The following is a 26,983-nucleotide window of genomic DNA, read 5'->3' as shown; positions in this document are numbered from 1 at the left end:
GTGCGTTGGGTGAAGTGAGGGGCACCGACATGCCGGGGCTCCAGCGCCTTGGTCCAGGCGATTCGGCCCCGGCGAAACGGCTCGGGCGGATCAGCTCGGGCGGATCAGCTCAGACAATCCGGCCCAGGCAATCCAGCTCAGGCAATCCAGCCCAGGCAGCTCAGGGCCCGGCGCCTCCGGTCTTTCCGGGTCCGCCGCCGCTATCGGCGCTCGCGGCAGGTCTGGCCCAGACGGCGGGACAGCGCGATCGGGTCGAGCAGGGCGTCCAGCTGGTCCTCGGGGATGTCGGTGCGCTCGCCGGCGACCTCGCGGACGGTGCGCCCGTCGGCCACGGCCTCCTTGGCGATCGCGGCGGCGCGCTCGTAGCCGATCTCGGCGTTGAGCGCCGCCGAGATGGACGGCGAGCCCTCCGCGTAGCGCCGGCCGGTCTCGCGGTTCACCTCGATGCCTTCGATGCAGTTCCGGCGGAAGACCTGCATCGCGTTGTCCATCAGCTCCATGCCGGTCAGGATCTCGTGCGTCATCACCGGGTCGAAGGCGTTGAGCTGCAGCTGGCCCTCGGCGGCCGCCCAGTTCACGGTCACGTCGATGCCGAAGATCACGAAGCAGCACTGGTCCACGCATTCGGGGATCACCGGGTTCACCTTCGCGGGCATGATGCTCGAGCCGGCCTGGCGCGGCGGCACGCGCAGGTCGCCGAATCCCGAGCGCGGCCCGGAGTTCAGCAACCGCAGGTCATCAGCCGCCTTCTTGAGGTGGATGGCGAGGTTCTTGAGCGCGGCGGAGGCCGCGATGTACGCGCTCATGTCGGTGACCGCGGCGAACGGGTCGGGCGCGGCCGTGATCGGCAGCCCGGTGATCGCCGCCAGCCGCTCGTGCGCCTTCTCGCGGAAGCGCAGGTCGGCGCAGATGCCGGTGCCGATGGCGGTGCCGCCGAGATTGAGCACGGTCAGCTTCGGGACCAGCTCCTCCAGCGCGGCGACGTCCATCTTGAGGAACGAGGCGAAGGTGTGGAACTCCTGGCCGAAGGTCATCGGCACGGCGTCCTGCAGCTGGGTGCGTCCGATCGTCACGTCGTTGACGTGCCTGTCGGCCAGGTCGTGGAACGCGCGCGCCAGGCGGCGGCATTCGGCCGTCAGCGGCCCGAGCGCGTCCACGATGGCGAGCTTGCAGGCGGCCGGGTACGTGTCGTTCGTCGACTGCGAATGGTTGACGTGGTCGTTGGGGTGGATCGTCGCGTAGTCGCCGCGCGGGCGCCCGGCCAGCTCCAGCGCGCGGTTCGCGACGACCTCGTTGACGTTCATGTTCGTCGAGGTTCCGGCACCGCCCTGCAGCACGTCGACGGGGAACTGGTCGGCCAGCCCGCCGCGCTCGATCTCCAGGCAGGCGTCCTCGATGAGCCGGGCGCGCCGGTGGTCGAGCAGGCCGAGCTCGTCGTTGGCCTCGGCGCAGGCGCGCTTGATGGTCGCGTACGAGCGGATCAGGCTCGGGTGCTGCGAGTCGGTGATGCCGGAGACCGGGAAGTTGCCGATGGCGCGCTGGGTGTTGATGCCCCAGTACACGTCGGCCGGCACGCGCAGCTCGCCCAGCGAGTCGTGCTCGATGCGGAACGCCTCGGCCGGCGACGCGTCGGGCTGCGGGACCGCGGACTGCTGCGGGACCGCGGGCTGCGACCGGTCCGGCTGCTGGCCGGCCGGCTGCGAACCGGCGGACCGCGGCGGGGCCGGCGGCGGCGTGGCGGGCCGCGAGCCGCCGGCCGCCTCGGCGCGATCGGTACCTCCGGGAATGCTGGTGGTTTCGTCGGTCATGGGTCACCTTCCTGCGTTGCGCGCGCTCGTCGATGTCACCTCCATCATTGCCGCAATTCCCGCGAAACGCCATACGCCGCCACCCTTACGCTGTGGGCGTGCGGCGCGGCGATGGCGTAACGGCGGCGGTTCGCGACGGGGGCACGGGGCAGGGCGGGGTCACGACACGAGCTTGAGGCCGATGACGCAGCCGATCAGCCCCATGAGCAGCAGCACCTTGACCCAGGAGAACGATTCGGCGCCCGTCAGCATGCCGTAGCACACCGTGATCGACGCGCCGATGGCGACCCAGATCGAATACGCGGTGCCGGCGCTGATGTCGCGCATCGCGAAGGCGAGGCCGGCCATGCTGGCGACCAGCCCGACCACGAACAGCACGATCGGCAGGGGCCTGCCCAGCCCCTCGATGTGATCCAGCGCGATCGCCCACACCGACTCGAAGACGCCGGAGACGATCAATACGATCCATGACATGATGGTTTTCCTTGGCAAGTCTTGTCGCACACCGGGTACTTGACCATCGTCCGGGAGCCAGTCCAGCTCTGTCGGACTACAGTAGCACGCCTTTCGCCGCCGACACGGGCGGCCCCGCCGCACGGCCCGGCACCCGCCCGCCGTCGGCCGGCGACGACGCGGACGGCCCGGTCCGCACCCCGGCCGGCGCCCCGATCCACGCCGCGTCCGGTCAGTACATGCGCGACATCAGCAGGTCGGTCTGGTCGTCGGAGCCCACGGTGAACACGTGGCTGCCGATGAACGCGAACCCCATGCGCGTGTAGAACGCCTTCGCCGGCTCGTTGTGCTCCCAGACGCCCAGCCACGCGCCCCGGCAGCCCTCCGCGCGGCCGCGGTCCAGCGCGAACCGCATCATCATGCCGCCGACGCCGTGGCGCTTGTGTCCGACGCGCACGTAGAGGCGTTCGATCTCCATCATGCCCGGGCCCATGTCCTCGTTCTGGGCGGCGCCGAAGTTGAGCTTGAGGAACCCGGCCGGTTCGGCGCCGCGATACGCCAGGTAGAACTCGCTGCCGGCGGTGCGCAGCTCGGCGAGGATCACCGGCCCGGCGTACGCGTCGCGCAGGTACGCGGCCATGTCGTCCGCCGCGCTGGTGTCGGCGAAGGTGTCGCGGAACGTCTCGGCGCCGATCGCGCAGAGCGCCGCCACGTCGCCCTCGTCGCAACGCCGCAGCGACAGGTCGCCGTCCGCCGCGCCATCGGCCGCCACTCCGCAACGCATCGCGCAGTGGCGCGCGGCATCGTCCGTCATATTCTTCGCCGTCGTACGGCCGAGCGTCACGCCGCCGTCCGCCGCGACGTCCGCCGCCGGCCGGCCGCCATCCGCCGCCCCGGCCTCCGACCATTCCGCACCGCTCATCGTCCATCCTTCTCGGCCGTCTTGTCGCTGTCCGGGTACGGCTCCCTCGTCCGGGAACCGCCGTGCGCGGTTCCTCCGGCATCGTAGCACGGCGCGGCCATGGCCCCGTGCGGCGCGGGAACCCCTTGACGGCGCCGGACTCGCGCCCTCGACCCGTGGCACCGTGGCGAACGACGGAACCAAGCCGCCGCTCGTTATCATGGTGGCAGGGCGGGGACCGGCCCCGCGCGACCGACGGCGATCGGCGCCCCGCCGGACGGCACGGCGTTCCGGCGCGACGGCACGCGGCGGCACGGTGGTACGGCACGGTGGTACGGCACGGTGGTACGACGCGACGGCACGGTGGTACGACGCGACGTGGCCGGGCGGCGCGGCGACACGACACGGCCGGGCGCCGCGGCACACGGCACGGCCGGCTCCGACGGAACGACGACACGGCATGACGGGATGGCATGACATGGCGAACTCGACTGGCAACATCATCGACTACGTGAGCCGGCGCACCGCCTCGTTCGACGAGCGGCCGTTCAACGACGTGGACGCGCTGGTCCTGGCCTCGCTCGCCTACCAGCGCATGCCCGCGGCCGTCCCCACGCTGGAGACGGCGCTCGAACGCCACGGCACCTTCGCCGCCCGCGTGCGCGACCTGCCGTCCTACCGGAAGCGCGCCGGCGTCTCGATGCTCGGCGCGCTGCGCGCGCTGCTGCGAGCCCCGTTCCCCGCCGTCACGCTGGCCGACGCCTACGCGGCGCTCGACGGCGGCGACTTCGCGCACGACGCCGGCTACACCGGCCTGGCCGACCCGGAGCTCACCGAGGCCCTGTTCGCCGGGGCGGCCGCCAATCCGCGGTTCGCGCCGATCCGCGTCGGCGGCGTGCGGGAGCGGTTCAGCGAGGAGGACCAGACGCAGTTCGCCGCGATGACGATGCTGCTGCCCGACGGCACGCTGGCCGTCGCCTTCCGCGGTACCGACACCTCGTTCGTCGGCTGGAAGGAGGACTTCAACATGGCCTTCCAATACCCGGTGCCGGCGCAGCGCTCGGCCGCCGAATACGTGGCGCATGTGGCCGGCCTGTGGCGCGGCGACCTGATCCTGCTGGGCCATTCGAAGGGCGGGAACCTCGCGGTGTACGCGGCGATGCACGCGGACGACGAGGTCCGCGCGCGCATCCGCCGCGTCTACTCGCTGGACGGCCCGGGGTTCCCGGATGAGGTCGTGGCCGGCGAGGAGTACCGCGCGGTCGCCGATCGCGTGGTCAAGATCGTACCGGAGACCTCGATCGTCGGCATGATCCTGGAGACCCCGGAGCCGTGCCGCGTGGTGCGCTCGAACGAGTGGGGCCTGATGCAGCATCTGGCCTTCTCCTGGCGGGTCCGCGGCGACGCGTTCGTCGAGGCGCCGGGCGTGTCCGCGAGCTCCCGGTACTTCAACCGCTCGCTGAACCAGTGGCTGGCGGGCATGAGCGCGGAGCAGCGCGAGCGCGCGGTCGACGCGCTGTTCGCGGTGCTCGGCGCCAGCGAGCGCAAGGGGCTGCTGGGACTGCGGGACGTCGGCCCGAAGCAGGTCGCGGCGATGCTCGGCACCTTCGCCGGGCTGTCGGACGAGGACCGGCGGCATCTGGTGGAGGCCGCGACGCTGCTGGTCAAGGCGTCGCTGTCGATCGGCGGCGACCCCGGCGAACGCGAGGAGCGCGACGACGACAGCCGCGACGCGGAGCGGTAGTCCGGCGGACACGACGAGCGGGACGAGCGCGAGCCGCACGGCGAACGCGCCGCGGACCGCCGCCCGCCTCCGCTCCGCCCGCGAGCTACCGCCCCGGCTCCGGGACCACGTCGAACGGCGGGTTGATGCGCCGGTCGCGCCAGTAGTACACGTCGTCGCGCCCATCGATCTCGCGCACCACGCGGCAGGGGTTGCCGTAGGCGACGACGTTGGCCGGGACGTCCTTGGTCACCAGCGAGTGCGCGCCGATCACGCTGTTCTCGCCGATCGTCACGCCCGGCAGGATCGTCGCGCCCGCGCCGATCCACACGCCGTCGTGGATCGAGACCGGCAGCGAGAACTGGGTGATCGTCGGCGCGCGGCGCAGGTCGGGTCGGATCGGATGGCCGGTGGTCACGATGGTCACGTTCGGCCCGAGCATCACGTCGTCGCCGATCGTGATCGTGCCGTCGTCGACCAGCGTGAGGTTGAAGTTCGCGTAGAACCGGTTGCCGACGCTGGTGTTGCACCCCCAGTTGGCGTGCAGCGGCGGCTCGATGTACGCGCCCTCGCCGACGAAGCCCAGCAGCCGGCGCGCCAGCGTCATCCGCCGGTCCATCTCGCCCGGCCGGGTCGCGTTGAAGTCGTAGAGCAGCTCCATCTGCGCGCGCTGCGCGGCGAGCATCTCCTCGTCGTCGCACAGGTAGACGTCCCCGGACTGCATCCGGTCCAGAACCTGCCGCGGTACCGTCATGACAACCTCCTCATCGTCATCGCGCCGCCGTTGCGCCGACGCCGCCCGGACGGCGGCCCGCCTCCCCGGGACCGCCCCGTGTTGTCGCACCATGGTACCGTGCCCGCCTGCGGAAACGCCGAAGGACGCGGCGTCGCGCGGCGTTGCCGCCCTCAGCGAACCACCCCTTCCTCCAGGCACGGCGTCCAATATGATATCGGTATTATGTCTAGACAGAATGCCCAATAACTTGGGCGCAGGCGCTCAGGAACCGCGCGACGACGCGGCATGCCGGGCGCCGCCCGCCGCACCCGCGCCACGGCATCGCAGAAAGGAGCCCCACCCATGCCACGCCCCCGTCGAGACTCGGAGATCCTCCCCGCCAAGGAACGGCTCGAAAACGCGTTCTGGGAGCTGCTCGCCGACCGCGAATACCGCAAGATCACCGTCACCGACATCGTGCGCGAGGCGCAGGTCAACCGCAACTCGTTCTACTACCACTTCAGCGGACTGTCCGAGCTCGCCGACGCCGCCATCCTGCGCGAGGTCGAACGCGTCCCGCTGCACGGCATCGCCAACCGCACGGACCGGCGGCCGGGCGACGCGGCGACCGGCGCCGCCGACGACGGCACGCTCAAACGGCAGCTGCACGAACGGCTCGTCGCCGCGCTCGACGACCCGGAGCAGCGCGAGCACATCAACCGGCTCGCCCTCATCGCCGGCCCGCACAGCGCGCCGGAGCTCATGGAATCGCTGCGCGACTTCAGCCGGATGTCGCTGATCAGCGCGCTGCAGCTCGATCCCCGGCACCTGAGCCTCAGATCCGACCTGACCCTCGAGTTCGCGGTCGGCGGGGTGATCGCGATCCTGCGCCGCTGGCCGGAGCTGCGCTCGCGCTTCACCGCGGAGACGCTGTTCGACGAGAACCTGACGGCGCTGGCGATGGGCGTCTACCTGTCGATCTCGAACAACGACCTGCGCGAGTACTGGCGCGAGGTGTTCCGCGAGCCGCAGGGCCAGGCGACCGACCGGACGGCGGACCGGACGCAGGATCGGACGGCGGACCGGCCGTAGCGCACGCCGCGAGGCGAGCCGGCCGCAGGACCGGTCGTAGGGCAATCCACGGGGCGGGCCGCCGCGACCGTCGCCACCCGCCGGAGTGGCGGCGTCGCGGCCTCGGCGCGCTACCGGCGACGGCACCGCCGCGATACCGCGCCGCGACCGCGGACCGCCATCGCGGCGGCCGACGACATGACGGTCCGGCCGACGCCCGGCGAACCGCCGCTAGGATGGGAACCGTAACGGCACACATCACGGGGGCATTATGGATACGGTACTCAACTGGCTGCGCGAGAACGCCCACACCATCGTCCTGGTCGCGGTGGTGCTGGTCCTCGCCGTCCTGATCACCAAGACGCTGGGCAAGCTCATCACCGAGGTGCTCAACCGGGCCAGCATCCCCAGCGCCTCGATCTTCGTCAACATCATGCGCGTGATCGTATGGTTCGTGGCCGCCGCGACGATCCTGCAGCCGGTGTTCGGCATCACGCCCACCTCGCTGCTGACCGCGCTGGGCATCGGCGGCCTCGCCGTCTCGCTCGGCATGCAGGACACGATCTCGAACGTCATCAGCGGCTTCGGGCTGATGCTCGGCAAGGTGATCCAGCCCGGCGACCTGGTGCGCATCCAGGGCACCACCGGCGTGGTCCGCGACATCACCTGGCGGCAGACCGTGATCCTCGAACGCGGCGGCAACGAGATGGTCATCCCGAACTCGGTGCTCAACACCTCGTCGCTTGAGCGGCTCACCGCGGCCTCCGAGGGCTGCGTGTCGGTGCCGTTCACCGTCGCGGCCGGGCACGACCTCAAGGAGGTCGAACGCCGGGTGCTCGACACCGTGAACCGGGCGACCGAGGGGATGCGCCTGGAGAACGCGCCCACGCTCGTCAAGTTCACCGGGTTCACGCCGTACGGCATCAGCGGCGAGGTGCAGGTCTACGCGAAGTTCGACGTGTTCCCCTCCACCGCGGCCGACGCGGCGGCCAGGGCGCTCGCCGGGGCCGACTTCATCGAGCAGCGAGCGGCCGTCGGCGCGGGCTCGCAGGACTGAGCGGCGCCGCGCGCGGCAGGTTCGCCGCGGAAGACCGGCGGCGCAGGCGCGCGAGGCACGCAGGCACGCAAGGCTAAACCCCGATCGCCCCGCCTCCGGAGCCGGAACCGGGGCCGGCGGCGCCGCGTGGGAGGCGTCACATGGGCAGGACCAGCGACGCCAGGATGTACAGCACGGTGATCACGATGTAGGCGACGACGCCCGGGTTGCCGAACACCGTGCGCGCCGCCGCCTCGCGCGGCAGCTCCTCGGGCGTGCGGTAGAACACGAACGAGCGGCGCTTCGCGATCAGCAGCACCAGGCCGGCGATCGACAGGACGGCCAGCGCCAGGCCGTACAGCATCACGACGCCGAGGCCGCCCATCGCGCCGCCGCGCAGCGCCTGCTCGGCCGCCGCCACGTCGCCCGACGACACGAGCTCCAGCGTGCCGTAGTCCACCTGCGAGAGCACCCACGGGGCCAGCACGCCGCCGTTGAGGTTGATGACCATGTGCATCGCGATCGGGTACAGCAGGTTGCTGGTGCGCGTGTAGACGTAGCCGAACATCAGGCCGAGGCCGAACGCGTAGAAGAACTGGAACAGGTTGAGGTGGAACAGCGCGAACATCAGCGCCGACAGCACGATCGCCAGCCGTTCGCCGTAGCGGCGCGTGCGGCTGATGATCTGCTTGCGGAACAGCCACTCCTCGAAGATCGGGGCGAGCACCGCCACGAACAGCGCGGTCCACGGGTCGTTGCGCATCACCAGCTCGCCGACCGCGTTCACCGCCGTGCCGCCCGACAGCAGCGACGACAGCAGCGTGCCGACGATGTTGCCCGCGTACATGATCGGCAGGCACATCAGCAGCAGCGTGAGGAAACGGCCGGGCGACATCGCGAACCGCCGCGTCGGCAGCGCCGGCGCCGCGCGCATCACCAGCACGGCCAGCGGCATCGCGACCACGTACAGAGGACCGCTGGAGATCAGCAGCAGCGCCCAGGCCGGCGGGTTCCCGTTCGTCACCGACAGCAGCAGCACCGACAGCGCGGTGTTGCACGCCAGCCACGCCGCCACCATCACGCAGCCGGCGAGCCCCACCCGCGAGCAGCGCCGCCGCGCCTCGATCAGCCAGTCCATCGTCCGTCCCCTCCTTCCCGCCGGGCCCGAGCCCGGCGTCCATACCCGCGGCGCCGGCCGCCGCGTCACTGTCCTTCGACGAAGGTTCTATCGTAGATGCTCTGCCCGCCGGAGGTGTGCATGTACACGCGCAGCTGCGCCGGTCCGTCGGTCCGGCACAGCATGCCGATCGCGTCGACGGCTTCCTGGTAGTCCGCGGCGGTCTCCTCCACCGAGGAGGCGAGGTCCTCGGCGATTATGCCGTACAGGTCGTCGACCGCGTACTCCAGCACCAGCGTGCTGCCTTCGGTGCGGTAGGAGAAGGTGATGCCGACCTGCGAGGCGTCGTCGGTGACCGAGCCCAGCATGTCCTGGAAATACGGGGAGGCGACGAAGTCGTCGAGCGAGCTGTAGATCTCGGCGGACAGGTCGCCGGCCGCCGCGTCCAGGTCGTCGGTCAGATCGTCGGACAGGTCCTCCCCCAGGCCGTCGGCGAGCTCGTCGTCCGTCAGGCCGTCCGACTGCCCGTCCGACTGACCGTCCGCCGAACCATCGCCGCGGCCGTCCGGGCCGTTCGGGTCGGTCTGCGACTGTGTGGCCTGGTCGAGCGCCTCGTCCACCGCGCTCACGCCGACGCCGATGACCGCGATCCAGAACAGCGACACGACCACGATGTTGATCACGCCGATCACGATGCCGGCGATCGCCAGGCCGCGGCCCTTCCGGCGCTCCTTCCTGGTCTGGTTCAGTCCGAGGATGCTCAGGATCAGACCGATCAGGCCAAAGAAGAACGACACGATGAAGCCGGCGATCGCCAGGCCGCTCCACTGCTCGGGCTGCTGCGGCCGCCATCCGTACGGGGCGCCGGGGCCCTGCGGCGGCGTCGCGCCCGGGGCCGCGTACGGCGGCACGGGGCCGGCGGCGCCATACGGCGGCTGCTGCGGCGCGCCCGGCGCGACGTACCCATACTGCTGCTGCGCGGCGTAGGCCGCCGTCGGCGCGGCGCCGCCCGGGCCGTATGCGGTCGGCAGGGTCTGGGTGGGGTCGTCCGGCGCGGCGCCCGCGGCCGACTCGTGCATGACGCTCGTGGCGGCGTCGGCGCCCGGCGTCGGGTATGCCGGCAGCGTCGAGGTCGCGTCGTCCGCGGCGGGGGACGCCGGCGAGCCGACGGGCTGCTGCACCGCGGTCGGCGCTTCGGACGGCGCGACGGGCGACTGCGGCCACGCCCCGGTCGGCGCGGCGTCGCCCGAACCGTACGCGGTCGGCAACGTCTGGGTGGGGGCGGCGTCTGCGGATTGCGGCAACGCCTCGGTGGGCATCTCGGCGGGCGGCGTCTGCGCCGCGTGCGGATCGTCCGGGATGCGCTGGTCGTCCTGCGGGTACTGCTGATCGTTCATGATGGTCTCTTCTCTTCAACGAGTGCCGGAATCATGGCGATGCCGACGTACAGCTCCCTTTCAGTGTATCGCCCGCGCGACGCCCCCGCCCCGTCGGCGGGCGGCGCGCATGTTCCGGCGCCGGCGAAGGCGCGGCATTCCAGGGCCGGACGCTCGGGGGTCAGCGCCGGAAACGGCCGGCGACGGGGGTGCCGCAGTCGGGGCAGCGGCCGGTGCCGTCGGCGGCGAGCGCGACGCGGTTGGTTTCGATGCGGTACCAGTCACGCTGGATGAGCGTCGCGCGGCAGTCGGGGTTCGGGCACAGCGTGGCGTCGCCCTCGCGGTGATGCACGTTGCCGGTATACACGTAGCGCAGTCCCTCCCCCATCGCGATCCGCCGCGCGCGGACCAGCGTGGACAGCGGCGTCGACGGCACGCCGCGCATCCGGTAGTCGGGGTGGAACGCGGAGAAGTGCAGCGGCACGTCCACGCCGCAGTGTTCGCGGATCCACGCGCACTCGGCGTGCAGCTGCGCGTCGCCGTCGTTATGCCCGGGGATGAGCAGCGTCGTCAGCTCGACCCACACATGCCGGCCGTCCGGCGTGCGCGCCTCGTTGACCGCATACTCGATGGTGTCGAGCGCATCCTGCAGATGCGTGCCGGTCACGCGGCGGTAGAAGTCCTCGGTGAAGCCCTTGAGGTCGATGTTCGCCGCGTCCATCGCGCCGTAGAACTCCGGGCGGGCCGCCGCGGACATGTACCCGGCGGTCACCGCGATCGGGTGGACGCCGCGCTCGCGGCAGGCGGCGGCCGTGTCGATGGCGTACTCGGCGGACACGATCGGATCGTTGTAGGTGAACGCGACCGACGCCGCGCGGTGCCAGACCGCCAGCGCGGCGATCCGCTCGGGCGGCGCCTCGACGCCGACCGCATGCCAGTCCCGGGCGCGGGCGATCGTCCAGTTCTGGCAGAACCGGCACGCCGAATTGCAGCCCGCCGTGCCGAAGCTCAGCACGCGCGAGCCGGGCAGGAAGTGGTTGAGCGGCTTCTTCTCGACCGGGTCGACGGCCAGTCCGGAGCACCGGCCGTAGGTGTCGAGTACGATCCGGCCGCCGTGGTTCGAGCGCACGAAGCAGAAGCCGCGCTGGCCGTCGCGCAGGATGCATCCGCGCGGGCACAGGTCGCACCGCACGCGACGGTCGGCCAGGCGATGCTGCCAGCGCCCCACCGCCGGCGGCGGCACATCCGTTACGGTCTCTGGGACGGATGTATCCGGAGTACCATGCCCCTTCGGCACATCCGTCGCAGTACCCGAGACGGATGTACCAGAAACCAGTCCTCCCGGCACATCCGTGACCGTGTCTGGGACGGATGTACCTGGAACCCCCGGCCCTCCCGGCACATTTGTTACGATCCCTGAGACAGATGTGCACGGAACACCCAGCTCTCCCGGCACATCCGTTACGGTCCCTGAGACAGATGTGCCAGAGACCCCCTGTCCTCCCGGCACATCCGTTACAGCATCTGAGACGGATGTGCCCGGAACCGCCCGGCTCCCCTGCACATCCGTCTCAGACACCGTAACGGATGTGCCATCAGCGCGGCCGTCAGCGCGGCCGGATCCCGTATCCCCGATTCCCGCCATGTCCATCACCGTCCTTTCCCGTCGTCATGCGCGCCGCCGGCCGCCGATCAGCCGCCGCCACGCCATCCGGCACGTACCTCCGCCATCATGCACCGCCGGCCGCCGATCGCCTGATGTTCCGTCGGCCGGCCGTGTTCCCGCCATCGCGGGCGCTGCGATTCGCATCATGACCGTCACCGTCCTTTCCCCCGTCGCCGCGCGTGCCATCATCCGGTACCGGCTTCGGTCAGCGGCGGTATGCCGTCACCGTGTACCGCCGGCAGTCCATCGCGCCGCCACGCCAGTCGTATGACGCCGGCAGCCCGGCCTTGGCCAGCAGATGCGCGACGAAGTCGTGCGGTTCGGGCAGCTCGTCCCACACCTGCGGCAGGAACGTGGCGCGATGCCGGCCGCCGCGGTCGGCAAGCACCAGTCCGTCGACGCCGGGGCGCAGCATCCGTTCCAGCCCGGCGCGGTCGGCGACCGGCATCGGCTCCGGCTCCGACAGCACCGACACCTCGATGTCGAGCTCCGGGTATTCGTCCGCCGTGACCGGCCAGAATCTCGGATCGCGGACGGCGGCGTCCACGGCGTGGCCAGCCACATCGCGGCCGAGCGGGCGGTACGCCTCCAGCGTGCCGATGCAGCCGCGCAGGCTCCCGTGTTTGGTCAGCGTCACGAAGCTCGCGCCGGGTTCGTCCAGCCACGGGTGCGACTCCAGAATGCCGCGCACCGTGACGACCGGTGCATGCACCGATGCGGAACCGGGCGACGGCGGCGTCGCGGAATCGCCCGCCGGGGTCGAAGCGCCTACAGATCCGTGCATCGGACTCGAAGCCCCCGCGGACCCGATAGCCGCTGGAACCGGAGCATCCGCAGAACCGCACGCCGGACTCGGAGCATTCGCGGAACCGCGCGCCGGCGTGACACCCACAGACCCACACGCCGGACTCGAGGCACCCACAGACCCGCCACCTGCCGGAACCGAGGCACCCGTAGAACCGTCGCCCACCGGAACCGAAGCATCCGTGGAGTTGCCTGCCGGAACTGAAGCATCCTCGGAACCGCGCGCCGGCGCGGCATCTGCAGCGCACGGCGCCACACGCCCGGGCTCCGGGGCGATGCCCAGATATTCGCGGAGCGCGGCGTCGGCGAGGTCAAGCAGCACCTCGCCGCGGGCCGCACCCGCATCGCCGAGGCCCGACGCGGGCACACCGGAGTCTCGCGGCGGCACAACCTCGTCGTCACCACAGCACGCACCGCACGCGGCGCCATCACGCGGCGCCCCGGCCGCATCATCGTCATACTGCCACACCGCCCATGCCGCGTACCCGACCACGCGTGCGTACGGGTCATCCATCGCCGGTCGTTCCTCGCCGGCGAGCGCGACCTCGCCGCCATCGCCCGAGGTCGCGCAGCCCAGGAACTCGATGTCCCAGCGCGGCGCCGCCGGCGGTGCCCCATCGTCGCCGGACGCGTCGTCGGCACGCCCGCCACCGGCCGGCATGCGGGACGGCCGCGCCAGGACATCGAGCAGGCCGTTGATCGGATAGGCGCCGCACGCCAGGTCGGGGTCGATCGGGTAGTCGAGCGCGGTGACGCGGCGAATCGTCTCGTCGTCGAGCTCGCGCGCGATGCACTCGGGATGGTAATGCGACAGGTCGGAACTGATGACGACCACCGTCTCCGGGCCGCCCCACAGCGCGCGCAGCACGTCGCCGACCTGCTCCGGGGCGGCGAGGCCGGCGTTGAGCGGCACGATCTCGATGCCGTCGCCCAGGACGCGCTGCAGGAACGGGATCTGGACCTCGACCGCGTGCTCCTGCGCATGCGTCGGGTCGTTGACGATCAGCGCGGGGGCGGGGGCGCCCGGCGCGGCGGTCATGCCGGAGCGCAGGCGCGGCGCGCAGCCGGTCGGGGCGGCCGAGATGCCCGGACCGTTTGGGCTGTCCGGACCGCCCGGGCTGTCTGGGCTGTCCGGAGTCGGGCCGCCGGAGGTACCCGACGTCCGCGCGGGAACGTCGCAATCCCCCGCATCGTCGGCGGCCAGGCCCAGCGCTCGGCGTTCGAACGCCGTGTCGACCGGCACCACGCCGAGCGGGGTGGCGAAGGCGTCGGCCGAGCAGCAGGCCACGCCGCGCACCGCGACACGGTGGGTCGGGCCGACGATGACCGCACGGCGTACCGTGCCGCGGCCGCGTTCGAGCAGCGCGTAGGCGAGCGCGGCGGTGGTGCCGGAATAGACGTAGCCGGCGTGCGGCACGATGATCGCCTTCGGCCAAGGCCTCCGGTGCGGCCGCGGCGGCGGGGCGGTGGGGTCGGAGGCACGATCGCGGGCGGCGGCGGAGGCGCCCGGCATGGTATGAGCGGAGGCATCGGCGCCCGGCGCAGCATGGGCGGCGACGCGAACCCCGCCCGAGCCGTGGGCCGGACTCCCGACGGAACCGATGCTCGGGTCCCCTGCGGAACCGGTGGCCGCAATCGCTCCGGAGTCGTCGTCCGGCGTTGCGTCGGGCCCACGACTTGGATTCACGGGGGCGCCGCCCGACGCGGGGCGGAGGTCGGCGCGACGGGCCGCGCGGCGGGCGAGCGCCTGCCGCGCGTAGTCGAGTTGTTCGTCGATCATGCCGGCCAGACGGCGCGGGTCGGCCGGATAGAACGACCCCGCGACCGCCGCCGGGCGGATGTGCGCCGGCGCCTCGCCACAGCGCGATGAAACCGATCCAGTCATCACAATCGCCTCGTTACGATGGAACAGACCCTACGTCCATCATAGGCGGGCGACGCCGGCGGGCGCGGGCGCGCCGGCCGACCGGACTTTAGCGCAGCACGCCCTCGATCAGCGTGGTGATCAGGTCGGTGTAGCTCAGGCCGGTGGCCTCCCACGCCTTGGAATACATCGAGATCGGCGTGAACCCGGGCATCGTGTTGATCTCGTTGATCATGATGCCGCCGTCGGGCGTCACGAAGGTGTCGACGCGGCTCAGCCCGGCGCCGTCGACGGCCCGGAACGCCCTGACCGCCAGCTCGCGCACGGCCTGCAGCGTCTCCTCGGGCAGGTGCGCGGGCACCTCGACGTGCGAGGCCTCGGAATCCATGTACTTGCTGTCGAAGTCGTAGAACTGGTCGTCGTCCTCGGCGCGGCGGTCGAGCACGATCTCGCCCGGCCAGCTCGCGCGCGGCTCGTCGCCCGGCTTCGGGCACAGCACCGCGCACTCGATCTCGCGGGCGTCGATGCCCTGCTCGACCAGCACGCGCCAGTCGTGCCGCGACGCCTCGAAGACGGCCGCCGCCAGCTCCGCGGCGTCGCCCTCGCGCTCGACCTTGGTCACGCCGAAGCTCGAGCCCGCGCGCGACGGCTTGACGAACAGCGGGTACCGCAGGCCCGCCCGCTCGACCTGGCCCAGGATCGCGGGACCGTCGGCGGCGAATCCGCCAACGGCGTCGTAGCCGCGGGTGTCCAGCGTGATGCCGGGTGCCACGGGGATGCCGGCCGCGCGCAGCAGCACCTTGGTGTAATGCTTGTCCATGCACACGGAGGAGGCCAGCACGCCGCAGCCCACGTACGGGACGTCCATCATCTCCAGCAGGCCCTGGATCGTGCCGTCCTCGCCGAACGGGCCGTGCAGCACCGGCAGCACCGCGTCGATGCGGCCGAGGGACTCCACGACCGACTGGCCGGCCGCCAGCCGGTGCGCGCCGGCACGGAAGGCGTCGGCCAGCGAGGCGTTCGCCGCGTCGCCGTCGCGCAGCGACGGGCCGCCGACCAGGAAGCCGTCGCGGCCGCGGCCGATGTCCAGCAGCACCGGGCGCGATCCGGGCGTGACGGTGACCTCGGGCAGTTCGCCGCCGTCGAGGCTCCAGCCGCGCGGGTCCTCGCCGCCGACGATCCACTGGCCCTGCTTGGTGATGCCCACGGGGATCGGCTCGAACTTCTCGGTGTCCATCGCGTTCAACACGCCCGCCGCCGAGATGCAGGAGATGGGATGCTCGTCCGCCTTGCCGCCGTACAACACCACAATGCGCTTCTTGGTCATGACTTCCCTTTTCTTGATTTTGTTAGCGTCAGCAATCGCCCTCAAGCGTACCCGACGCGGCGACACCGCGACCGCGTCCCGCGGCGTTTGTTCACGCGCTCCGCGCAGAACACCGGCACGGCGTGCATCCGATGCGTCGACAGGCACGGTGCGCATCCGACGGATCGGAGCACGGTGCGACGCGACGCGTGGACAGCCGCCTACGTGTCTCGGCAGCCGTCCGCGCATCTCAACAACCACTCACGCGTCCGAGCGGCCATCCGCGCATCTTGGCAGCCACCCGCGTGTCCAAACAGCCGCCCGCACACCGCTGAGGACCCCAAGTAACCACCGCGGACACATTGTGCATCAACACAGCCATCCACGCATCGGACAAAGACACATTGTGCATCGACGCGGGCGCCGAATCGACCCCGGCACGCGCCCCCGGGCGGGCGTCCGCCGACGAGCGCGCCGGCGGACGCGATACACGGCGTGCACGTAATGTTGTTGGCTTATGTGCAGCAGATTCGCGGGTCTGCAGACACCCATCTCGATTAGGTGAGGCACCTGGAACGGACCAGGGCGAGTAGCGATGGCGGTATTCCGCCATCGCTACTCGGGGTATCGGCATCCGGGTGCCCCAGCTAATGCAGATGGATGTCCGCAACCCCTCAAATCCGCTACAGCTAACGCATCCGTCTTATCTGAACAGGTCCGTTCAGGGCGAATCCGGAGGATGGGCCCGACCGATCGCCACCGTCAACGCCAACGGCGCCGACGCCGGGAGACGCCGCGCCCGTTACTCCTCGGTGATGTCCGGCCCGAACAGCTCGCCGAGCATCTCGCCGCAGCCGATGCCGCGCCCGAGCACATGGCTCATCGCGGTGGCCAGCGGGGTCGGCACGCCGAGCCGCTCGCCGAGCGCCACGACCGCATCGGTCGTCGGCACGCCCTCGGCCACGCCGTTGCTCACCTTCGTGGCTTCCTCGACGCTCATGCCCTTGCCCAGGTTCGAACCGAAGGTGTAGTTGCGGCTCAGCGGCGACCCGCAGGTGGCGATCAGGTCGCCCACGCCCGCGAGCCCGCAGAACGTCTTCGCGTCGGCGCCGGCTGCCACGCCGATGGCCGTCATCTCCGCCAGGCCGCGGGTCTCGATCATCGCGGCGGTGTTCTCGCCGTACCCGGCGCCGCGCGCCATGCCGACCGCGAGCGCGATCACGTTCTTCAGCGACCCGCACAGCTCCAGCCCGACGACGTCGGTGGTCACGAACGGCCTGAAGTAATGGGTGGTGCACGCCCGGGCCACCAGGCGCGCGTTCATGATGTCCGAGCAGGCGACCACGGTGGCGGAGGGGTTGCGCGCGGCGACCTCCTTGCTCAGGTTGGGCCCGGAGATGGCGGCGAAGCGCGCCTCGGGCAGGTCGAGGGTCTCGCGCACGACCTCGTCCATGCGCTTGCCCGTCGTGCGTTCGATGCCCTTCATCAGCGAGGCGACGACGGCGGTCTCGGGGATCAGCCCGCGGAACGGCTCGAGCGCCACGCGCGCGGCCTGCGCGGCGATGGACACGATCACGATGTCGGCGCCGGCGACGGCCTCGGCGCGGTCGCCGGTGGCGGTCATGCGTTCCGGCAGCCGCTCGACGCTGGGCAGGCGCACCGCGTTGCGGCGGTGGTCGCGGATGCCCTCCACGATCTCGGGCTCGATGGCCCACATCATCACGTCGTTGCCGGCGTCGGCCAGCACCTGGCCGAAGGCCGTGCCCCATGCGCCTGCTCCCAGGACCGTGATCTTCATGTGCTTCGCTCCTTCGCGTCTGCGTCTTGCGTTCTGCGTTCGCCGTTCCTGGGTCATCCTACCGTCAGGCATGCCTGAACCGGCGCGGCGTTTCTGCGTGGCGGACGGTTCCCGCTCACCACGCCCTGCGGCTCATGGTGCGGTAGTCCCAGTAGCCCTCCTGCGGCATCCGCTCGCCTCGGATCTCCGCCATGATCTCGTTCATGCGCCTGAGCACGCGCATCGTCAGCTCGTCCACGGCCTCGGCCGGCGGCTCCTCGCCCCACGAGTCGACGTCGGCGAGCAGGTCGGCGTAGTCGAGCCGGGCGTCGTAGCACATCACGACGTTCTTGCGCGGCCACGGCCACCACTGGTTGATGCTCGCCGCGCCCCAGGTCACCGCGCAGTGGATCGGCACCTGCCGGCCCAGGCGGCGGGACGACTCCAGCGCGATGTACCCGAGTCCGGGCTTGAGGCTCATCACCCACTTCTTGGGGTCGCGGGTCACGGTGCCCTCGGGCCAGATGGTCAGCGGGCGGCCGGAGGTGACGATCCGGATCGACTCCTCCTCGATGGCGCGGGCCTGGCCGGTGCCGCGCGGGACCGGCTGCATGCCGACGAGCCGGAACCACTTGCCGATCAGCGGCCAGTGCGCCATCTCGGCCTTGGCCATGTAGCGCGGACGGCGGCCCATGTGGAACAGGCTCATCATCGGCACGAACACGTCATACATCGTCACGTGCGAGGCGGCGGTGATGAAGGTGCCGGTCTCGGGCACGTGCTCCAGCCCCCATGCCCGGACCTTGCTGCGGTTGCGCAGCACCTTGGAGACGCCCTCGAGCAGGCGTTCGGTGGCCTTGGGGTTCTGCGCGTTGATCTCCGCGGTGTTGGGAGTGCGCGGGCCGGTCGGATAGTAGCGCGTGGGATCCACGAGACGGTGCCTCGCGTCCAGGCGGGCGACCTGCTCATCGCTGAGCGGGCGGACGGACGAGCGCGGTGAGGGTTTTCCTTTCGATGCCATGCGTCTTATTGTGCCCCACTCCCCCCGACTTCCGCGGCGCTCCCGAGGCTGCGCCGGCACGGGGCGCACCCCGGACCGCCGCAAGGCGACGCGCGAAACCTCAGTTACTTGCATACCGACCGACGGTATGTATATACTGCAGGCAACACCGCAGCCGGGCAATGCCGGCCCGGCGACAGATGCCGGACCGGCGACACCGGTCCAGTGACACCACCGGCGACGACGAAAGGAGCGCCATGGCACGCAACGCCCATCCGGAGGCCACCCGCCGACGCATCCTGGAGGCCGCGCAGAGGCTGTTCGCCGAGCGCGGCTACGCGAACACGACGATCCAGGACATCCTCGACGAGCTCGGCGACCTGTCCAAAGGCGCGATCTACCACCACTTCAGCAACAAGGAGGCGATCCTCGAGGCCCTCACCGAGGACGACTGGAACGCCCACTGGAAGATGGCGAACGAGATGCTCGACCGCACCGACATCACCGGCCTGGAGAAGCTGCGCGAGCTGATCCGGGCCTCGACCACCGACGACGCGCACCTGGCCACGAACCGGGAGAGCGCGCAGTTCCTCGAGGACCCGACCACGCTGGCGCACAACCTCGAATGGTGGCAGACCACCATCGCCGAATGGATCGAGCGCATCATCCGCCAGGGCGTCGAGGACGGGTCGATCACGACCGAGTACCCGCACGAGGCCGCCGTGCTGTTCTCGCTGCTGCTGAACTACTGGGTCGGCGACGCGCCGAGCGCCGACCAGGTCGAGCCGCGGCTGCGGTGCGTGGCCACGATGCTCGCCGCGCTCGGACTGCCCGTGCTCGACGAGGAGATGATCCGGCTCACGATCCACGGCGTCGGCGAGATCAACCGGCCGCGCTTCGAGCAACACGGGTAGCCGGCCGCGGGCGGCGGCGCGGCGCGGCGCACGGCGCCCCAACGCACATTGTGCCGTCCGGCCGTTGCAGCCAGACTCCGTCATCGCCTCGAATTCCGCCATTGCCGAAATGCCGACCTAACGCACATTGTGCGTTGCGGCATACCACCCGACGCACCCACGCACGGCAGCCCCTCGCCCAAGCATGGGCACCCTGCCCCACCATCACGCCCCACCATCACGCATCGCACGACCGCCACTCGCACCGCGCGATGTCCGACCTGCCACACCCGCATCGCACCGCACGATGCCCGACCCTCCCCACCCGCATCGCACCGCATCCGCGGCGCACTATACCCAATTTTTCATACCGTCGGTCGGTATGCATAAAAGTCACCGATCGCCAGACAAGGAGGCCATCATGACCGCTCCCACCAGCAATCGCCAAGCCCACACCACACCCGCAGTCGCACCCGCGCCACCGGCCGCATCCGCATCGACGACCGCACCGGCACCGCAGCCGCCGCGCCGCCGCTCGGCGCTGCTGGGCCGCAACTTCCTGCTGCTCGTCGCAGGCCAGGGATGCTCGCTGTTCGGCGGCACGATGCTGCGATTCGCGATGTCGATGTGGGTGCTCGACGCCACCGGGTCGGCCACCGCGTTCGCCTCGCTGCTCGCGCTGTCCGTCATCCCCACGATTCTGCTCTCCCCGTTCGGCGGTGTTCTGGCCGACCGCATCAACCGCCGCACGCTGATGGTCGGACTGGACGCCTGCTCCGGCGTCCTCGTGCTCGCGGCCATGGCCTGGTTCGCCACGCGCGCCGGGGTCGCCGGATTCTTCGGGATCGCGACGGCCCGTGAACCCGCCGGCGACCCGAACGGCGGGTTCAGCTTCGCCGGCGTCGGCGCGCTCATGGTCGCGCTGGCGGTGCTGGGCGCGTTCGAGACGCCCATCGTACAGGCCGCGCTGCCGCAGATCCTGCGCGGCGAAAGCGAAACGACGCTGCGGCGCGGCATGGCGGTCATCAACCAGATCCAGCAGCTGTCGTCGCTGCTGCCGTACTTCATCGGCGGCGTGCTGTACGGCCTGGTCGGCATCGGCCCGATGATGGCGATCACCACGGCGTGCTTCCTCGGCACCGCGGCGCTGGAGTGCCTCATCAGGCTCGACGCGCCGCGGCGCACCGCCGGCGCGGAGACGGACGCGACGACGGCCGGCGGCACCCGCACGACCTCCGACGCGCGCGCCATTCCGTCGCCGGTCGAGGACATGCGGCTCGCCCTGCGCTTCCTGACCCGCGAGCGCCCGAACATCCTCAGGCTCATGGTGCTGTCGGTCGCGCTGAACTTCTTCATGGTGGGGTACTCGGCCGTGGGATTCCCGGTGATCATCCGCTCGACGCTCGGATTCGACGCCACGGCGTACGGGGCGTGCGAGGGCGTCGTCGGCGTGGCGTCCCTGGCCGGCGCCATGCTCGCCGGGCTGGCCGCCGCGCGGCTGGACCTCGGCCGGCTGCCCGCCGTGCTGACGCTCATCGGCGTCACCCTGGTGCCGGCGGGCGCGGCGTTCCTGCTGCCGCTCGGCCCGTGGGCGCGGCTTGCCGTGCTGGTCGCCTCGTGCTGCGCGACGACGTGCGTCTGCGGCTTCGCCAACATCATCGCCATTCCGGCCATCCAGATGCGCACGCCCGAGGCGATGACCGGCAAGGTGATGGCCCTGGTGGCGAGCTTCGCCACCTGCGCCCAGCCGCTCGGGCAGATGCTGTACGGATGGCTGTTCGACGTCGCGGCGCCGGCGTGGATCCTGTTGGGCACCGCGGCGGCGATCCTGGCGCTGTCCGTCGTGACGGCGCCGATGCTCGGCCGATTCGACCGGTAGGCGGCTGCGCATGCGGGATGCGGCGGTCTTGTGCGCATCGGGAATCTCGGCTGTGAATATTCGGAATCCGGGCCATGGCGCTCAGGAACGAATGCCATGCCAATCAGGAACCAGGCGCCGATCGCGCGGCATCCGCGGCATGCCGATACGACGCGGAGTCTCCTGCGACGCCTCGCCCCCATCGGCTCATGCCGTTCCATCGCTTCGAAGACCGATTGGCCCCTCGCCGGATTCAGTAGGCACGTTATGGCTTCCGTAGGCACCGGTTCCGGAAGACCCCAACGCCGGAACATTGGAATTCCGCCAGCGCACATGCCGGTTCCGCCGCGAGGAGTGCCTACGGAAGCCATAACGTGCCTACGGAACCGAGCCCCACGCGAACAGGCGCCGCACAATCAATCAGGCAATCGATATCCGTCGGACACGCCACCCAGCAAACACCCAGCAACATCGGACACCTTCGTCTCATGGTTGGGACAAACACATTCTTCACCCTTGACGAGGCCATGGGGGTCGCCCGCACGACGCAGGCCGCCTGCAGGAAGGCCGCCGCCCGCACCAAACGCCCCTTGGTGTTCAGCCACATCACCGCGCTGAGGCTGGCCGGCATGACCGTCGCGCTCGAAACCTCGCTGGATACGAACCAGCTTCATGTCACGATTCCCTCCGCGAAGCACAAATCACGACTCGCCGGCGTGCAGCACCACGTATGGCGCCAGGAGATGAGCTACGCCGCCGGTCCGGATGAGCTGGTCACCGCGGTCACGCCCCAGCAGGCCATCTGCCAGATGGCGCAGTTCACCAGCCGGGACTCGCTGACCATGGCCATGGACTGGCTGACCTGCCACAACCCGGAACTCCGCCAATGCACCCATAGCGAACTCGGCGACTACATCGCCGGACTGGGCCGTTTCACCGGCGTCGCCCGGTGCCGGGACGCGTTCCGGCGAAGCGTCGAGGACACGGACTCCCCGCAGGAGACAAGGCTCAGGCTTGCGCTCGTCGATTTCGGACTCCGGACACCGGCGGTGAACCACGCGGTCGCCGACATCGAGGAGGACACCGAATGGCTGGTTGACATGGCGTACGTCGAAGAACGCATCGCCATCGAATACGACGGCGAATACCACTACGACAAATCCCGCTGGCGCAGCGATCTGCATAAGCGCAACCGCCTGCAGCACCTCGGATGGAAGGTGCTCGTCGCGACCAAGCAGGATTTCGCGTCGGACGGGACGCTTGAGGATTTCGCCATGATGACGGCGCGGACGCTGGGCCAGGGCCGCCGCAGCATTCTGACGTACGGCCATACAAGCTGGTGACCCGCGGGAAACCGACGCCCGCCTCCGACCGATGCGCGCCTTGTCATGTGGACGGCACCCACCATGCGAACCGGTGACGGCCATGCCCGATATGGCCGAAAATCGTGTCGGGAGCACAGCTCCGACACGAGCAACCGCACCGGGCAAAAGGCCGGCTGCATACGAATGCGGCAAACCGTCAGGACATGGCTCCATAGCGTCGCAGGACCGTGCCCCGGCGGCCCCATGTGGCGCAGCCGTGAGCACGGTCCTGCGGATTGCGTGCGCCTTCTCGGCCGACCGGCCGACGGCGGAACCCGATCAGTCGATGTCGGCGCCGAGGGCGGCGAGCTTGCCGCGGAAGTCGGCGTAGCCGCGGTCGATCAGCGAGATGCCGTGCACGTCGGAGGGGCCCGACGCGGCGAGCGCCGCGATCAGGTGGCTGAACCCGCCGCGCAGGTCCGGCACGTCGATATCGCGGCCGGTCAGCGGCGTGGGGCCGAAGATGACGGCCGAATGCTTGTAGTTGCGCTGCTGGAAGCGGCAGGGCAGCGAGCCGAGGCATTCGCGGTACAGCTGCACGGTGGCGCCCATCTCGACCAGCGGCTTGGTGAAACCGAAGCGGTTCTCGTACACGGTCTCGTGCACGATCGACAGGCCTTTGGCCTGGGTGAGCGCGACGACGAGCGGCTGCTGCCAGTCGGTCATGAAGCCGGGGTGCACGTCGGTCTCGATGGCGACGGGCTTGAGGTCGCCGCCCGGGTGCCAGAAGCGGATGCCCTTGTCGGTGACGTCGAACTCGCCGCCGATCTTGCGGAACACGTTGAGGAAGGTCATCATCTCGGGCTGGGTGGCGCCCTTGACGAAGATGTCGCCGTGCGTGGCGAGCGCGGCCGACGCCCAGCTGGCGGCCTCGATGCGGTCGGTCAGCGCGGTGTGCGTGTAGCCCTTGAGCTCCTTGACGCCCTCGATGCGGAACGTGCGGTCGACGTCCACGGAGATGATGGCGCCCATCTTCTGCAGCACGGCCACGAGGTCCATGATCTCGGGCTCGGTGGCGGCGCCGGACAGCTCGGTCTTGCCCTCGGCGAGCACGGCGGCGAGCAGCGTCTGCTCGGTCGCGCCGACCGACGGGTACGGCAGATGGATCTTCGCGCCCTTGAGGCCGTTCGGCGCGGTGATGTGGATGCCGTCGGCGTGCTCCTTGTCGACGTTCGCGCCGAGCTTGCGCAGGGTCTCGAGGTGGAAGTCGATGGGCCGGCCGCCGATGTTGCAGCCGCCGAGCGCCGGGATGAACGCCTCGCCGAGGCGGTGCAGCAGCGGGCCGGAGAACAGGATCGGGATGCGCGAGGAGCCGGCGAGGGTGTCGACGTCGGCCACGTCGGGCATCTCGACGTGCGTGGCGTCGATGGTCACGACGCCCTTGTCGCCGTTGACGTCCACGTTCACGCCGTGCAGGCGCAGCAGGTCGGAGACGACATGCACGTCCCGGATCTCGGGCACGTTCTTGAGCACCGAGGTGCCCGGAGCCAGCAGCGCGGCGACCATCGCCTTGCTGACGAAGTTCTTTGCGCCACGCACCTTGATGGTGCCGTTCAGCGGCTTGCCGCCCTCGACATGCAGCACGTCATCGTTGTTCTCGGCCACGCCACAACCCCTTTTCCTGTCCTCGGTCCTACTCGCGTCGGCATGATGCGACATCTTTCAGTCTGCCACACCGCATGTGGCGACCCGGTGAAATGCGCCGCGGGCCGAAACGCCCGCGCCTATGACATTAGCCTGCCGTGCGTACCGGCGGCGCGCACGACGGGCGACCGGGCGGCCGGCGCGTCGGGTGCAAGCTCGGGGGCATCGTCGGGTGCGCGTCGGGGGGCCTGTGTTCCGCGGCCGCTCACGGCCCGGCAGGCGCATCGGTCAGGAAACGGGACCGCCCCGACGGCCAGCGCGGCACCGACCGGAAGGCGATGCCGACCGGTTGCCGGCCCGACAGACCGGCGGCCTCCGCGGCGTCTCAGACGGCCGGCGCGGCGGATGGCGCAGCGTCCGGCGCGGCCGTCGGCGCGGCATTCGATTCGTTGGCGACGAGGTCGTCCAGCCGGTCGACGAGGTCCCGCACGGTGACGGCCTCCAGCCGCCGCTCGAACGCGCGCATCGCGGCCTGCATCTCCGGGTCGAGCACCGCGTGGATGTTGCGTCCGACCGGGCACTGCGGGTTCGGATTCTCGTGGAAGCCGAAGAACTCGCCGTCCTCGCCCTCGGTGGCGCGGAACACGTCGAGCAGGGTGATGTCGGCGGGGTTCCTGGCGAAGGTCGCGCCGCCGGTGCCGCGCTCGACGTGGATGAGCCCGCCCTGCTTGAGCTGGCCGAACGATCGGCGGATGACCACCGGGTTCTGCCCGGTGCTCGCCGCCACCGTCTGCGAGGTGACCTTGCCCGTCGCCCCGAACCGCGCGATGCACAGCATCGTATGCACACCGACCGCGAACCGCGATGACGCACGCATGTATATGCTCCTTACCTTGTTTCGCCTGTATTCCGTCTGTTCCGCGTCGCGCCCGGCCGCACCGACCGCACGTTCCCGCCGCATCGCGCCGCGACGAACCGGCGATGCGACCGTACCGCCCCGCGGCGCGCCACGCCATGCCGGCACGACCGTGCCACAAGCGACCGCATGCCGACGCGCCGGCACCGACACGGCCACCGTCCTTCGCCGACACGCCTTTCGTTGTTACAGCAAGTGTAACATCACCGGATGTCGGCCACCTTGATGCGCCGCGCCAGATGCGCGTCCCACATCGCGCCGGTCGCGCTCATCACCGCGTCGGCGCCGGCCGCGCGGTACGCCGCGTAGTCGGCCGGCGCCACCACGCCGCCGACGCCCACGATCGCGAAGTCCAGCCCGAGCCGCTCGCGGATCGCCGCGAGGCGCGCCACCATGTCGAGGCCCGCATGGCGGATCGCGTTGCCGCACACGCCGCTGCGCTCACGGCCCGCGCCCGGCAGCGCCTGGTTGCCGTCCGCGTCGACCAGCCGCGCCGAGATCGTGTTGATCGCGGCGATGGCCTGCACCGTACCGCGGCCGGCGGTCTCGCGCACCATCAGCTCGAGCGCCGCGTCGTCGACGACATGGGCGTAGGTGTAGCGTTCGCGGCCGCGGCCGGCCGGAGCGGCGCCGGCGCCGGCGGACCGGTCCGACCACGGGTGCGGCTCCGTCGCCGTCGGCGGGATGTAGGCGAGCTTGATCATCAGCGGCCGGTCGCCGATCTCGCCCTTGACGGCCTCGCAGATCCGGGCGACCAGATGCGGGTCGTGGCACAGCAGGCGGTTGTGCCCCTCGTTCGGACAGCTGGTGTTCATCTCCATGAGCCGCGCGCCCGTCTCGCACACCAGCCGGGCGGTGGCGACGTGGTCGGCGATGTAGTCGTCGGTGCTCATGCCCGCGACGCGCGAGCCCTGGAAGCTGGGGACCAGCAGCTGTCCGGGGCCGGCGGCGGCGATGGCGGCCCGCATGTCCGGCTGCCAGACGTCCGGGTCGCGCGAGGGCACGCCGAAGGAGTTGGAGATCGAGATGGGGCTGTCGTAGCGGGTGTCGGCGAGCACGCCCTCGTCGAGTTCGGGGCTGCCGGGCGTCAGCGCGCCGTCGGCCGAACGCGGGTGGACGGCGAGCACGTTCGGGAACGGGTTGCAGCCCCACGCCCGCGAGCGCACGGTTTTGTAGACGGCCAGGTCGAAGCCCATGCGGAACGCGGCGGTCGTGAAGCGCTCGTTGAGTAGCGGTCCGGCGGGGATGCCGAACGGCAGATCGACGTCGAAGCCCAGGAAGGACTCACGCGGGCGGGCGGTGGAGGTGGCGGATGCGACGGCGCCATCGGTTATGGCAGACGCGACGGCGCTGCGGGCTGCGGCAGACGCGGCGCCATCGCCGTCCGCCACGACGGATTCGGCGGAGTCCGGCGCGCGCAGGGCGTCGGCGAACGCGCCGAACGGCCCCTGCGCGTAGTTGTCGTCGTAGGTGCGGTTCACGTCGTAGAACGGTTCGAATTGCTGGTTCGCCTGGCTCACTGTCGACTCCCTGATTGTGTGCAATGCCGTCGGGCGCCGCGACCGCGCCGTGCCGCCGGTCGGCCGCCGCGCTTCGGACGCGCCCTTGCTGGTATCCTCTCACATCCCGGCGATACGCACGGCGCCGCGACCGTCACGCGGCCGCATCACACGGCCGGGAACGCCACGAACATGCGGCCGGGTGCCACGCCACGCACAATGTGCATCACGGGCGCCCGACCAAACACTCGG

Annotated in this window: 20 protein-coding genes and 2 riboswitches; of the genes, 6 read left to right on the top strand and 14 right to left on the bottom strand. The window is 70.8% G+C overall.

Going from position 1 to position 26,983, the window contains the following annotated elements; translation table 11 throughout:
* Window positions 1–200: 200 nt before the first annotated feature.
* The 3 genes from KIH73_RS08445 to KIH73_RS08435 form a co-directional block, all read right to left on the bottom strand.
* Window positions 201–1,808 (bottom strand): aspartate ammonia-lyase, encoded by a 1,608-nt coding sequence (locus KIH73_RS08445; protein ID WP_219082478.1) that lies wholly within the window; start codon window positions 1,806–1,808, stop codon window positions 201–203.
* A gap of 159 nt (window positions 1,809–1,967) precedes the next feature.
* Entirely contained in the window at window positions 1,968–2,282 is a 315-nt protein-coding gene (locus KIH73_RS08440; RefSeq protein WP_236022679.1) for a DMT family transporter, read from the bottom strand.
* Window positions 2,283–2,292: 10 nt separating this feature from the next.
* A riboswitch (guanidine-III (ykkC-III) riboswitch) is annotated at window positions 2,293–2,354 on the bottom strand.
* A gap of 139 nt (window positions 2,355–2,493) precedes the next feature.
* Window positions 2,494–3,183: a GNAT family N-acetyltransferase gene (locus KIH73_RS08435; protein WP_219082475.1), complete on the bottom strand. Its 690-nt coding sequence runs from the start codon at window positions 3,181–3,183 to the stop codon at window positions 2,494–2,496.
* An 11-nt stretch (window positions 3,184–3,194) separates the two neighbouring features.
* A riboswitch (guanidine-III (ykkC-III) riboswitch) is annotated at window positions 3,195–3,259 on the bottom strand.
* 381 nt (window positions 3,260–3,640) lie between these two features.
* On the opposite strand from KIH73_RS08435, the gene KIH73_RS08430 reads away from it, so the two are divergent.
* Window positions 3,641–4,906, top strand: coding sequence for a DUF2974 domain-containing protein (locus tag KIH73_RS08430; RefSeq protein ID WP_219082473.1), 1,266 nt, complete (start codon window positions 3,641–3,643; stop codon window positions 4,904–4,906).
* 85 nt (window positions 4,907–4,991) lie between these two features.
* Here KIH73_RS08430 and KIH73_RS08425 read toward each other — a convergent pair whose 3' ends face one another.
* The gene (locus tag KIH73_RS08425; protein WP_219082471.1) at window positions 4,992–5,639 is read right to left on the bottom strand and encodes a sugar O-acetyltransferase; all 648 of its coding nucleotides are present in this window, start codon (window positions 5,637–5,639) and stop codon (window positions 4,992–4,994) included.
* Between the two features lie 324 nt (window positions 5,640–5,963).
* Between KIH73_RS08425 and KIH73_RS08420 the strand changes: the two genes are divergently transcribed.
* Both KIH73_RS08420 and KIH73_RS08415 read left to right on the top strand, forming a co-directional pair.
* Window positions 5,964–6,692, top strand: coding sequence for a TetR/AcrR family transcriptional regulator (locus tag KIH73_RS08420; protein WP_219082468.1), 729 nt, complete (start codon window positions 5,964–5,966; stop codon window positions 6,690–6,692).
* Window positions 6,693–6,942: 250 nt separating this feature from the next.
* Window positions 6,943–7,728, top strand: coding sequence for a mechanosensitive ion channel family protein (locus tag KIH73_RS08415; RefSeq protein WP_219082465.1), 786 nt, complete (start codon window positions 6,943–6,945; stop codon window positions 7,726–7,728).
* A 136-nt stretch (window positions 7,729–7,864) separates the two neighbouring features.
* On the opposite strand, the gene KIH73_RS08410 is transcribed toward KIH73_RS08415, so the two are convergent.
* The 7 genes from KIH73_RS08410 to KIH73_RS08370 form a co-directional block, all read right to left on the bottom strand.
* Window positions 7,865–8,845 carry a CPBP family intramembrane glutamic endopeptidase gene (locus tag KIH73_RS08410; RefSeq protein WP_219082462.1) on the bottom strand — a complete coding sequence of 327 codons (981 nt, stop codon included), beginning with the start codon at window positions 8,843–8,845 and terminating at the stop codon, window positions 7,865–7,867.
* Between the two features lie 65 nt (window positions 8,846–8,910).
* Entirely contained in the window at window positions 8,911–10,221 is a 1,311-nt protein-coding gene (locus tag KIH73_RS08405) for a DUF4854 domain-containing protein (RefSeq protein WP_219082459.1), read from the bottom strand.
* A gap of 160 nt (window positions 10,222–10,381) precedes the next feature.
* A complete protein-coding gene (gene amrS, locus KIH73_RS08400; RefSeq protein WP_338023986.1) occupies window positions 10,382–11,443 on the bottom strand; it encodes an AmmeMemoRadiSam system radical SAM enzyme in 1,062 nt (353 codons plus the stop codon).
* Window positions 11,444–12,071: 628 nt separating this feature from the next.
* Window positions 12,072–14,183: an AmmeMemoRadiSam system protein A gene (gene amrA, locus KIH73_RS10965; protein WP_274608176.1), complete on the bottom strand. Its 2,112-nt coding sequence runs from the start codon at window positions 14,181–14,183 to the stop codon at window positions 12,072–12,074.
* A 460-nt stretch (window positions 14,184–14,643) separates the two neighbouring features.
* On the bottom strand, window positions 14,644–15,861 hold the full coding sequence (locus KIH73_RS08380; protein WP_219082452.1) for a D-alanine--D-alanine ligase family protein: 1,218 nt from the start codon (window positions 15,859–15,861) through the stop codon (window positions 14,644–14,646).
* Between the two features lie 781 nt (window positions 15,862–16,642).
* Complete coding sequence (locus tag KIH73_RS08375; RefSeq protein WP_219082449.1) at window positions 16,643–17,638, bottom strand: NAD(P)H-dependent glycerol-3-phosphate dehydrogenase; 996 nt, start codon at window positions 17,636–17,638, stop codon at window positions 16,643–16,645.
* A 115-nt stretch (window positions 17,639–17,753) separates the two neighbouring features.
* Entirely contained in the window at window positions 17,754–18,638 is an 885-nt protein-coding gene (locus KIH73_RS08370) for a lysophospholipid acyltransferase family protein (RefSeq protein WP_219082446.1), read from the bottom strand.
* A gap of 236 nt (window positions 18,639–18,874) precedes the next feature.
* On the opposite strand from KIH73_RS08370, the gene KIH73_RS08365 reads away from it, so the two are divergent.
* From KIH73_RS08365 to KIH73_RS08355, 3 genes are all read left to right on the top strand, one after another.
* Window positions 18,875–19,531, top strand: a complete 657-nt coding sequence (locus KIH73_RS08365) for a TetR/AcrR family transcriptional regulator (RefSeq protein WP_219082444.1) — start codon at window positions 18,875–18,877, stop codon at window positions 19,529–19,531.
* A 400-nt stretch (window positions 19,532–19,931) separates the two neighbouring features.
* On the top strand, window positions 19,932–21,389 hold the full coding sequence (locus tag KIH73_RS08360; RefSeq protein WP_219082442.1) for an MFS transporter: 1,458 nt from the start codon (window positions 19,932–19,934) through the stop codon (window positions 21,387–21,389).
* Window positions 21,390–21,856: 467 nt separating this feature from the next.
* Window positions 21,857–22,711 carry an endonuclease domain-containing protein gene (locus KIH73_RS08355; RefSeq protein ID WP_219082440.1) on the top strand — a complete coding sequence of 285 codons (855 nt, stop codon included), beginning with the start codon at window positions 21,857–21,859 and terminating at the stop codon, window positions 22,709–22,711.
* A gap of 300 nt (window positions 22,712–23,011) precedes the next feature.
* Here the strand turns inward: KIH73_RS08355 and murA are convergent, their stop codons facing one another.
* The 3 genes from murA to KIH73_RS11230 all read right to left on the bottom strand — a co-directional run bounded on the left by murA (window position 23,012) and on the right by KIH73_RS11230 (window position 26,566).
* On the bottom strand, window positions 23,012–24,337 hold the full coding sequence (gene murA, locus KIH73_RS08350) for a UDP-N-acetylglucosamine 1-carboxyvinyltransferase (RefSeq protein WP_219082438.1): 1,326 nt from the start codon (window positions 24,335–24,337) through the stop codon (window positions 23,012–23,014).
* Window positions 24,338–24,701: 364 nt separating this feature from the next.
* Window positions 24,702–25,193 (bottom strand): Rrf2 family transcriptional regulator, encoded by a 492-nt coding sequence (locus tag KIH73_RS08345; protein ID WP_219082435.1) that lies wholly within the window; start codon window positions 25,191–25,193, stop codon window positions 24,702–24,704.
* 242 nt (window positions 25,194–25,435) lie between these two features.
* A complete protein-coding gene (locus KIH73_RS11230; protein WP_420830226.1) occupies window positions 25,436–26,566 on the bottom strand; it encodes a beta/alpha barrel domain-containing protein in 1,131 nt (376 codons plus the stop codon).
* Window positions 26,567–26,983 lie beyond the last annotated feature (417 nt).

It is taken from the genome of Bifidobacterium phasiani, from assembly GCF_019331775.1.
GTDB classification, from domain to species: domain Bacteria; phylum Actinomycetota; class Actinomycetes; order Actinomycetales; family Bifidobacteriaceae; genus Bifidobacterium; species Bifidobacterium phasiani.
Note: the sequence above shows the minus strand (reverse complement) of the source record. Positions and strands in the feature narration are given on the sequence as shown.

What these genes read in the sequence shown, in the direction of transcription:
- KIH73_RS08445 (WP_219082478.1), bottom strand. Translation starts at nt 1,808, where the DNA reads ATGACCGACGAAACCACCAGCATTCCCGGAGGTACCGATCGCGCCGAG.
- KIH73_RS08440 (WP_236022679.1), bottom strand. Translation starts at nt 2,282, where the DNA reads ATGTCATGGATCGTATTGATCGTCTCCGGCGTCTTCGAGTCGGTGTGG.
- KIH73_RS08435 (WP_219082475.1), bottom strand. Translation starts at nt 3,183, where the DNA reads ATGAGCGGTGCGGAATGGTCGGAGGCCGGGGCGGCGGATGGCGGCCGG.
- KIH73_RS08430 (WP_219082473.1), top strand. Translation starts at nt 3,641, where the DNA reads ATGGCGAACTCGACTGGCAACATCATCGACTACGTGAGCCGGCGCACC.
- KIH73_RS08425 (WP_219082471.1), bottom strand. Translation starts at nt 5,639, where the DNA reads ATGACGGTACCGCGGCAGGTTCTGGACCGGATGCAGTCCGGGGACGTC.
- KIH73_RS08420 (WP_219082468.1), top strand. Translation starts at nt 5,964, where the DNA reads ATGCCACGCCCCCGTCGAGACTCGGAGATCCTCCCCGCCAAGGAACGG.
- KIH73_RS08415 (WP_219082465.1), top strand. Translation starts at nt 6,943, where the DNA reads ATGGATACGGTACTCAACTGGCTGCGCGAGAACGCCCACACCATCGTC.
- KIH73_RS08410 (WP_219082462.1), bottom strand. Translation starts at nt 8,845, where the DNA reads ATGGACTGGCTGATCGAGGCGCGGCGGCGCTGCTCGCGGGTGGGGCTC.
- KIH73_RS08405 (WP_219082459.1), bottom strand. Translation starts at nt 10,221, where the DNA reads ATGAACGATCAGCAGTACCCGCAGGACGACCAGCGCATCCCGGACGAT.
- amrA (WP_274608176.1), bottom strand. Translation starts at nt 14,183, where the DNA reads ATGCCGGGCGCCTCCGCCGCCGCCCGCGATCGTGCCTCCGACCCCACC.
- KIH73_RS08380 (WP_219082452.1), bottom strand. Translation starts at nt 15,861, where the DNA reads ATGACCAAGAAGCGCATTGTGGTGTTGTACGGCGGCAAGGCGGACGAG.
- KIH73_RS08375 (WP_219082449.1), bottom strand. Translation starts at nt 17,638, where the DNA reads ATGAAGATCACGGTCCTGGGAGCAGGCGCATGGGGCACGGCCTTCGGC.
- KIH73_RS08370 (WP_219082446.1), bottom strand. Translation starts at nt 18,638, where the DNA reads ATGGCATCGAAAGGAAAACCCTCACCGCGCTCGTCCGTCCGCCCGCTC.
- KIH73_RS08365 (WP_219082444.1), top strand. Translation starts at nt 18,875, where the DNA reads ATGGCACGCAACGCCCATCCGGAGGCCACCCGCCGACGCATCCTGGAG.
- KIH73_RS08360 (WP_219082442.1), top strand. Translation starts at nt 19,932, where the DNA reads ATGACCGCTCCCACCAGCAATCGCCAAGCCCACACCACACCCGCAGTC.
- KIH73_RS08355 (WP_219082440.1), top strand. Translation starts at nt 21,857, where the DNA reads ATGGTTGGGACAAACACATTCTTCACCCTTGACGAGGCCATGGGGGTC.
- KIH73_RS08345 (WP_219082435.1), bottom strand. Translation starts at nt 25,193, where the DNA reads ATGCGTGCGTCATCGCGGTTCGCGGTCGGTGTGCATACGATGCTGTGC.